The sequence below is a fragment of the Actinomadura sp. WAC 06369 genome, from assembly GCF_003947565.1.
Classification (GTDB): domain Bacteria; phylum Actinomycetota; class Actinomycetes; order Streptosporangiales; family Streptosporangiaceae; genus Spirillospora; species Spirillospora rifamycini.
Window position 1 is genome coordinate 56,350 of the sequence record NZ_QHJN01000026.1, and the last position, 8,864, is coordinate 65,213.

An 8,864-nucleotide genomic window follows, 5' to 3' on the forward strand; every position below is an offset into this window, starting at 1 on the left:
CGTCCGGTAAGCCACCGGCGGACCAAGAAACCTTTGCGGCGCCCCGGTGCCCGGCTACGGCGCGGCGGGCGCCTCGGTGCGCGCCGGGGGCCGCGCGAGGAGGTCCGTCCACCGGCGGCAGACCTCGTCGAGCCCGTACGCCGCGCGGACCTGCTCGCGGGCGTCCGCCGCGTCGCCCTCCCAGCGGCCGAGCGCGACGGTGTCGGCGATGGACGCCGCCATGGCGGACGGGCCGTCGTGGATCCACCGCCGGTCGTAGATCGTGTCGGAGCCGGGCCACGGCAGCAGGGCCGGGACCGCGCCGGACGCCATGCCCTCGGCGGGCGCGAGGTGGAAGCTCTCGTCGTCGCTGGTGGACAGGACGAACCCGATGCGGCGCAGCCAGGACGCGACGTCGCGGCCGTAGGAGTCGAACACCACGCCGCCGGCGAGGAGCGGGGAGCGCCGGATCCGGCGGAACAGCTTCTCGTAGTGCTCCCGCTCCTCGTCCTTCTGCCAGATCCACCAGTACTCCCACGGGAGCTTGGACTTGACGAAGAGCGTGAAGCGCGGGTCGTCGCGGCGCAGCTCCTCCAGCACGTCGACGGCGAGGTCGAGGCGCTTGCGGGACGGCGCGATGCCGATGATCCCGAGGTGGTGCTCCGCCCCGGCGAGCTTCGGCCGGTCGAGCTGCCGGTCGTCCACCCAGTTCGGGACGGTGACGACCTTCTCGGCGGGCCAGCCGGTCATCTCGCGGGTCAGGTCCGTGTAGTGCGGGCTGACGCAGACGACCTGGTCGACGGCGTCGATGTCGAGCTGCTTGGGCCACGGCGCGTACAGCTCGAACCGGTGGAGCCGGACGACGAGGCGCTGCCCCGCGCGCTTGTTCTTCGCGTACCAGAGCGCGTTCGGGCCGCACCATTCGCAGACGACGACGTCGGCCCACTCGACGAGTTCGCGGCTGCGGTCGGCGTCGTGGGCCTTCAGCGCCGCCCAGTGGTCGACCCGGATCTCCATGTCGGGGCGCGACCGCAGGTAGTCGAGGAGGCGGGTGAAGAACTTCAGGTCGTGCCCCGCGACGCCGACGCGCAGCTTCCGCGCCCCCGGACGGTACGCGGCCGCGGCCGCCGCGACCTGTTCGGCGGGCTCGGGGAACGTCTCGGCGAGGTACCCGCGGAGCCGCGCGGCGGCGGCGTCGAGGCCGAAGCCGGCGGCGGCCGCGCGGCAGCGGTCGACGGCGAGGGTGAACACCTCGGGGTTCTTGCCGATGAGCGCGAGCGCGTCGAGGACGTCGCTCTCGGACGCGGCGAACAGCGGGTAGTCGGCGCCGAACAGCCGCTCGTGCATGGGCGTCCGGTTGAGGACGACCGGGACGCCGAGCATGCCGCATTCGAGGAGCTTGGTCGACAGTTCGAGGCTCGCGTCCATCTCGGGGTGCCGCCACGACAGGCCGACGTCGCAGCCCGCGGTGAGCCGCATCGCCTCGGCGCGCGGGTGGCCGCCGTGCCAGACGACGCCCTCGCCGGTCTCGAGGGCGGTGCGCATCCGGTCGGCGTAGCCGGGGTCGTCCGGGTCGTCGTGGATCTTGTCGCCGACCATGTGCAGTTCGGCGTCCACCCCGCGCCGGCCGAGCAGGCGCGGCAGCGCGCACATCTCGTAGGTGTTCCAGCGCGGCGCGAACTTGCCCGTGTAGACGAGGCGGAGGGCGCGTCCGTCCGGGGTCCCGGCGGGGCGCGGCTCCAGGCCGTCGGGGAGCACGACGACGGGCGGGAACAGGACGCTCTTGCCCGCGGTGGCGGGGACGGCGGCCTCCAGGAAGCCGCGGAGCTCCTCGGTCTGGCAGAGCAGCAGCCGGGACGCGTCGGCGATGCGGCGCAGGTCGGCCTTGGCGGCGTTGTCGAACCGCCCGGCGGACTGCGGCACGTCGGTGAGGTACGTCCACAGCCGTCCGGCGAGGGCGGTGTGGCACAGCTTCCCGGCGAGCCGGCGGCCGCGCACGACGGCGAGGTCGAACGGCCGCTCCGCGTCGATGCGGGCGAGCGCCACCGCGGCCGTCCGCGGCTGCATCGGGGCGTCGCCGTCGATGAGGCGCTCGGCGTGCGGGCTGCGGACGGTGACGCCCGGCAGGCCGCGCAGCGGGTCGACGAGGCGCCCGGTGCGCACCGGCGCCTTCAGGACGAGCGTCACCTCGCAGCCCGCGCGCGCGAGCGCCTGCACCATGCCCTGGACCCAGATCGCCGACCCGTCGATCAGGTTCAGGTCGACGTCGCCGTAGACGAGTGCGCGCGGCTTCACGTGGTCTCCTTTCAACGGGCCGGCTCCAGCGGGGCCCCGAGCAGCTCGGCGAGCCGGCCGGGCGTCGCCGCGACGGCGTCCCAGTGCAGGGTGGCGAGGGTGGCGGGCACGGCCGCGGCGCCGTCGTCCCGGCCGTTCCACAGGACGAGCGGCAGGTCGCGGGACGCGGCGAGCGCGCGGACGTCGTCCAGCGCGCGGTCGCGGTCGTACATGCCCGGGACGCCCAGGTACGCCCACGCCTCGCCGGGGGCGCCCGCGGCGGCGTCGACGACGAGCAGGTCGGCGTCGGCGGATTCCAGCGCGATCATGGCGTCGTGCGGGTACAGCCGGATGACCTTGGCGTGCGCGGCGAGCGTCTCCGCCGCGCGCGCGCCGAGGATCCCCGCGACGACGATGCCGTCGTAGGGAGCGGCGACGAGGAGCCGGTCCTCGCTGCGGGCCACAGGGTCGAGCCGGACCTGCCCCGCGTCGGTGGTCTTCGGGGCCGCGACGGGGGCGCTGCGCTTGCGCCACAGCCGGTACAGCTCCTTGGGCAGCCGCGTGCCGCGCCGCGTCGGGTTGCGGGCGGCGCCGGCGACGAGCCGGCCGAACTGCACGGTCGTCGAGCCTTCGAGGGCGGCCAGCCGCCGCTCGAGCTCGTGGACGCGGGCCTCCCGCTCGCGCAGCGCCGCGCGCAGCCGCGCGGCCTGCTGCTTCGCCTTGGCGCCGTCCTTGGCGGCGCGGGCGGTCGCGGCGGCCCGCGGGTCGTCCCCGCCGCGCCGGATCGGATCAGTCACCGATGAACTCCATGATCACTTCTGCGATGCGGGGGCCGGCCGCGCCGTCCCAGAGCGGGGGCCTCCGCGCGTTCTCGTACCGGGCCGCGGCGTCCTCGCCCGCCGCGGTGTCCTTCTCCTCGGCGTCCGCCGCGGTGTCCTTCTCCTCGGCGTCCGCCTCCAGGACCTTCCGCACCTGCGGCACCAGCTCCTCGAACGTGACGAGGCGGTTCGTGCCGTGGGTGACGGTGATGGGGCGCTCGGTGTTCGGCCGGACCGTCAGGCACGGCACGCCGAGGATCGTGGTCTCCTCCTGCAGACCCCCCGAGTCGGTGACGACGGCGGCCGCGCCGCGCACGGCCCCGATGAAGTCGGTGTAGCCGAGCGGCTCCAGGACGTGGACGCCCGCGTGGTCGTCCAGCCCGGCGGCCAGCAGGTTGGCGCGGCCGCGCGGGTGCACCGGGATGACCAGGTCGGCGAGGTCGGCGATGCCGTGCAGCCGCCGGACGAGGTCGGCCGCGGTGTCCGGGGCGTCCACGTTGGCGGGCCGGTGCATCGTGGCCAGGACGTACCGGTCCGGCAGCCCGTGCTCAGCGCGGACCCGACCGGTGTCGAACGCGTCCAGGTTGGCCAGCAGCGTGTCGATCATCGGGTTGCCGACCAGGTGGGCGCGCTCCACCGGGACGCCCTCGTTCGCCAGGTGCCCGATCCCCTCCGGGCTCGTGACCAGGCAGATGTCGGAGAGCTGGTCGGTGAGCCGGCGGTTGACCTCCTCGGGCATCGTCATGTCGAAGCTGCGCAGCCCGGCCTCCACATGGGCGACCGGGATGCGCAGCTTGGCCGCGACGAGGGCGGCGGCGATGGTCGAGTTCACGTCGCCGTACACGATGACGACCGAGGGTGAACGGCTCGTGAACTCCTCCTCCAGCCCGGTCATCAGCGCGGCGGTCTGCGCCGCGTGCGAGCCGGAGCCGACGCCGAGGTTGACGTCGGGCTCCGGAAGGCCGAGCTCCGCGAAGAAGACCTCGGACATGCGGGCGTCGTAGTGCTGCCCGGTGTGGACGACCGCCTGCTCGGCGCCGGCGGCCTCCAGCGCCCGGATGACCGGAGCCGCCTTGACGAAGTTCGGCCGCGCCCCGAGGACGTGCACGATGGGTGCCAACACAATTTCCCTTCTGTTCATCGGGTCTGCCTACGCTTCCCCGCCGTGCTGAAGAAATCGGTCTACCTGCCGGGACTCGCCGTGCGGCAGCTCCGCGACGACCCGGCGCGCGCGCCGCGGCTCGCCGTGCGGATGCTGGCCCGCGCGACCCCGGGACGGCCGGGGGCGCGGCTCGCGCGGTCCCGGCTCGCGGTCCCGCGCCCCCGCGTCGTCGCGCGGGAGAACGCCGAGCTGCGCGCCCTGCTGGCGCACGTGCCGCCCGCCCCGCAGACCCCGCCGGCCGGTGCGGGGGCCGCCGTGCCGGCCGGCGGGCCCGCCCAGGAGGTCTCCCCGGCGGACGGCGCCGTCCTGCAGTTCGTGACGAACGCCTTGCCGAACACGAACGCCGGCTATACCGTCCGCACGCACCGCATCGCGCTGGCGCTGCGGGCGCAGGGCCGGGACGTGCACGTCGCGACGCGGCTCGGCTACCCGCTCAGCCAGGGCTTCGGCGACGCCCGGCCGCGGGTGGACGTCGACGGCGTCGCCTACCACCGGCTGCTGCCGTGGCTGCCGCCCGCCGACCCGGTGCGGGCCGTCGAGCGCGGCGCCGACCTGGCCGAACGGATCGTGGACGCGGTGCGCCCGGCCGTCCTGCACGCGGTCAGCAACCACCTGAACGCGGCCGTCGCGCTGGAGCTGCGGCGCCGCCGCGGGCTGCCGGTCGTGTACGAGGTGCGGGGCTTCCTGGAGGACTCGTGGCTGTCGCGCGACCCGGCGCACCGCGAGACGGACGAGTTCTACCGGCTCACCCGCGAGCTGGAGACGCGCCGGATGGCCGAGGCGGACGCGGTCGTCACGCTCGGCGAGGCGATGCGCGCGGAGATCGCGTCCCGCGGGGTGCCCGCCGAGAAGGTCTTCACGGTGCCGAACGGGGTGGACGAGGCGTTCCTGGAGCCGCTGCCGGACGCGTCCGGCCTGCGGGCCGAGCTGGGCATCGCGCCGGACGCCTTCGTGGCGGGGCTGACGTCGTCGTTCTTCGGCTACGAGGGCATCGACACGCTGATCGACGCGGCGGCGCTGCTGCGCGACCGCGGGACGCCCGTCACGCTGCTGCTCGTCGGCGACGGGCCGGAGCGCGGCGCGCTGGAGCGGCGCGCGGCCGCGCACGGCGTGCACGCCGTGTTCACCGGCCGTGTCCCGATGCGGTCCGTACGCCGCCACCACGCACTCCTCGACGTCTTCGCGGTCCCCCGGCGGGCGGACCGGGTCTGCCAGCTGGTCACGCCCCTGAAACCGATCGAGGCGATGGCAGGGGGAATCCCCGTTATAGCCAGTGATGTCAAGGCTCTTCGCGAAATCGTCGAACCCGGCGTGACCGGGACGTTAACAGTTCCGGAAGACCCGGAAGCATGGGCCGATCACCTGGAGGAACTGGCTTACAGTCCAGAAAGAAGGCGAAAAATCGGTCAGGCGGCCCGTGAATGGGTCCGGGCCGAGCGCACATGGGGCGCCGTCGCGTCCGGATACCGCGCCGCATACGCGTACGGGGCGGACGACGACCGATGATCGCGATTCGCCGTGAAAGTCCGTGATTTCCGTGAATCCGTGAAGGGAGCCGAGTGATGGATCTGGTCGTCATCGGACTCGGCTATGTGGGGCTTCCCCTCGTCCGGGAGGCGTGCCGCGCCGGGCTGAAGGTCGGCGGGCTCGATCTGGACGAGCGCGTCGTCGAGGGCCTGCGGGCCGGGCGCTCGCACGTGGACGACGTCTCCGCGGAGGAGGTCGCGGAGCTGCTCGCGGCCGGGTTCGCGCCGAGCACGTCCGAGGACGTCCTGGACGGCGCGCCCACCGTGGTGATCTGCGTCCCGACGCCGCTGTCGCCCGAGGGCGGGCCCGACCTGACGGCCGTGCGCGGCGCGGCCGGGGCGGTGTCCCGGCACCTGGCGCCGGGGGCGCTGGTGGTGCTGGAGTCGACCACGTACCCGGGCACGACCGAGGAGGTCGTCCGGCCGATCCTGGAGGAGTCCGGCCGGACCGCCGGCACGGACTTCCACCTGGCGTTCTCGCCGGAGCGAATCGACCCGGGCAACCCCGTGTACGGCGTCCGCAACACCCCGAAGATCGTCGGCGGGCTCACGCCGGCGTGCGCGTCGGCCGCCGCGGCGTTCTACGGCAAGTTCGTGGAGCGGGTCGTGGAGGCCAAGGGCACCCGCGAGGCCGAGATGGCCAAGCTGCTGGAGAACACCTACCGGCACGTGAACATCGCGCTGGTCAACGAGATGGCGGTGTTCTGCAACGAGCTGGGCATCGACCTGTGGGACGCGATCGACTGCGCGGCGACCAAGCCGTTCGGCTTCCAGGCGTTCCGGCCCGGCCCGGGCGTCGGCGGGCACTGCATCCCGATCGACCCGAACTACCTGTCGTACAAGGTCCGCTCGCTCGGCTACCCGTTCCGGTTCGTGGAGCTGGCGCAGGAGATTAACGACCGGATGCCGCGGTACGTGGCGGAGCGCGCCCAGCAGCTCCTCAACCGGGAGGGCCGGGCGCTGAAGGGCGCGAAGGTCCTGCTGCTCGGCGTCACCTACAAGGCCGACATCGCCGACCAGCGCGAGTCCCCGGCCCGCCCGGTGGCGCGGCGGCTGGCCCGGCTGGGCGCCGACCTCGCGTTCCACGACCCGTACGTGTCCGGCTGGGAGGTCGACGGCGCCGCGGTGCGGGACGCGGGCGACGACCTGCCGGCCGCGCTGGCGGACGCCGACCTAGCGATCGTCCTGGCCGACCACGCGGACTACGAGCCCGCCGTGCTGGCGCGGCACGCGCGGCTGCTGTTCGACACGCGGGGCCGCACGCGGGGCGTCCGGCAGGAGACGGTGGAGCTGCTCTGACCGGCCGGTCCGGACGGACGGACGGCCCCGGGCGGCCCCCATACCAGAGATCGGCAATCGCCCGGTGCCGTCCACGCGGTGGTCGGCGGGAATTCATCCACCATTTCCATCGCGGCAGCAGACTCCCGAGGAGAAGCCGGTTCGGCGGCATTGGTTCGGCAGGGTTGCGGAGTGAGTGGAATGCGTGTCTGTGTTTGCACGATCGTGCACCATCCGGAAGATGCACGCATTCTGCACCGGCAAATCCGGGCACTATTGGATGCCGGTCATGAAGTCACATATATGGCCCCGTTCCGGGCATGCAATGTGGCGCCGTGGCGCGAGGTCAGCCCCGTGGACGTGCCCCGCGCCACCGGCCGCCGCCGCCTGAAGGCGATGCGGGCCGCCCGCCGCGCCCTCGCCGACCACGCGTCCTACGCGGACGTCATCCTCCTGCACGACCCCGAACTGCTGATGGCGCTGCCCCGCCGGGCGCGCGCCCGGACGGTCGTCTGGGACGTCCACGAGGACACCACGGCCGCCCTCGGCATGAAGGGCTGGCTGCCCGCGCCGGTCCGGCCGCTCGTGCGCCCGGCCGTCCGCCGCCTGGAGAGGCGCGCCGAGCGGCGGCACCGGCTGCTGCTCGCCGAGGAGGGCTACCGGACCCGGTTCCGCCGGGACCACCCGGTCGTCCCCAACACCACCTACGTCGCGGACGACCCGCCCGGCGCGCCCGACGACAACCGCGCGGTCTACGTCGGGCACATCTCGGCGGCGCGCGGCGCCCACGAGATGATCGAGGCGGCCCGGCTGCTCGCCCCCGAGGGCGTCACCGTCGAGCTGATCGGCTCGGCGGACGAGGCGGTGAAGCCCGCGCTGCGCGACGCCCAGCGCGACGACGTCCTGCGCTGGTACGGGTTCGTCCCGAACGACCGGGCGCTGCGGATCGCCGAGGGCGCGATGGTCGGGCTCGCGCTGCTGCACGACGAGCCGAACTACCGGCACTCGGTCCCCACCAAGGTCATCGAGTACATGGCGCGGGGCGTGCCGGTCGTCACCACCCCGAACCCGCCCGCCGTCGAGATCGTCGGCCCCGCGGAGTGCGGCTTCGTCGTCCCGTTCAACGACCCCGCCGCCGCGGCGGAGGCCGTCCTGCGGCTGCGCAAGGACCCGGACCTGCGCGCCGAGTTCGGCCGGCGCGGGCACAAGGCCGCCCGCGAGCAGTTCCACTGGCCGGTGCACGCCGCCCGGTTCGTCTCCCACCTCGAAGCCTGGGCGGGGCACGCCCGGCCGGCGGCCGTCATGGAGCCCGCGGCGGATCACTGACCGGTCCCCCGGCCCCGTCGCGCTTCTCGCGGTCCCGCTCCGCCGCCTTCTCCCGCTGCTCGGCCAGCCGCTTCGCCGCGGCCGCCCGCGCCTCCCGCTCGCGCTCCTCCAGCCTGGCCGCGACCGACTTCGCGAGCCGGGCGGCGGCCCCCGTCGGGCTTCCCGCCTCCACCACCGCGATGACCCGCCCGACCCGGACGGCGATCACCCCGGCGGTCGTCCCGATCTCGTACATCTCGTCGCCGCCGAGGTTCTCCCGCCGCCGCACCTGCGACTGGACGGACTGGAACGCGTCCAGCATCTGCGACGCGGCGTCGTCGGTCTCGGCCACCCACCGGACGCTCACCGTCAGGCCCCGGACGGCCGTCGCCCGCTCCCCGTCCGCCGCGGTCGGCTCCCCGGTCGGCGGCGGCGGGCTCGTCGGGTGCGCGCTCGGCCCGCCGGTCCCCGGCGACGGCGACCCCGCCCCGGACGCCGACGCCGACGCCGACGGCCCCGCAC

The 8,864-nt window shown here is 74.5% G+C and carries 7 protein-coding genes; 3 read left to right on the plus strand and 4 right to left on the minus strand.

The features are described 5' to 3' along the window. Window positions 1-54 precede the first annotated feature (54 nt). From DMH08_RS09910 to wecB, 3 genes are all read right to left on the minus strand, one after another. Window positions 55-2,199 (minus strand): glycosyltransferase, encoded by a 2,145-nt coding sequence (locus tag DMH08_RS09910; protein ID WP_233617505.1) that lies wholly within the window; start codon window positions 2,197-2,199, stop codon window positions 55-57. A gap of 86 nt (window positions 2,200-2,285) precedes the next feature. After that, a complete protein-coding gene (locus DMH08_RS09915) occupies window positions 2,286-3,050 on the minus strand; it encodes a hypothetical protein (protein WP_125613193.1) in 765 nt (254 codons plus the stop codon). Then, window positions 3,043-4,212: a non-hydrolyzing UDP-N-acetylglucosamine 2-epimerase gene (wecB, locus tag DMH08_RS09920; protein ID WP_125613195.1), complete on the minus strand. Its 1,170-nt coding sequence runs from the start codon at window positions 4,210-4,212 to the stop codon at window positions 3,043-3,045. The genes DMH08_RS09915 and wecB overlap by 8 nt, the downstream gene beginning before the upstream one ends. A 24-nt stretch (window positions 4,213-4,236) precedes the next feature. On the opposite strand from wecB, the gene DMH08_RS09925 reads away from it, so the two are divergent. The 3 genes from DMH08_RS09925 (at window position 4,237) to DMH08_RS09935 (ending at window position 8,363) form a co-directional block, all read left to right on the plus strand. Further along, window positions 4,237-5,739, plus strand: a complete 1,503-nt coding sequence (locus DMH08_RS09925) for a glycosyltransferase (protein WP_064743687.1) — start codon at window positions 4,237-4,239, stop codon at window positions 5,737-5,739. A gap of 56 nt (window positions 5,740-5,795) precedes the next feature. Continuing rightward, window positions 5,796-7,058: a nucleotide sugar dehydrogenase gene (locus tag DMH08_RS09930; RefSeq protein WP_125613197.1), complete on the plus strand. Its 1,263-nt coding sequence runs from the start codon at window positions 5,796-5,798 to the stop codon at window positions 7,056-7,058. A 180-nt stretch (window positions 7,059-7,238) separates the two neighbouring features. Continuing rightward, window positions 7,239-8,363 (plus strand): glycosyltransferase, encoded by a 1,125-nt coding sequence (locus DMH08_RS09935; RefSeq protein ID WP_125613199.1) that lies wholly within the window; start codon window positions 7,239-7,241, stop codon window positions 8,361-8,363. Here the strand turns inward: DMH08_RS09935 and DMH08_RS40035 are convergent. Continuing rightward, window positions 8,338-8,864: hypothetical protein (locus DMH08_RS40035; RefSeq protein ID WP_199747714.1), on the minus strand; the 527-nt coding region annotated here is incomplete at its 5' end. The two genes, DMH08_RS09935 and DMH08_RS40035, sit on opposite strands and share 26 nt — an antisense overlap.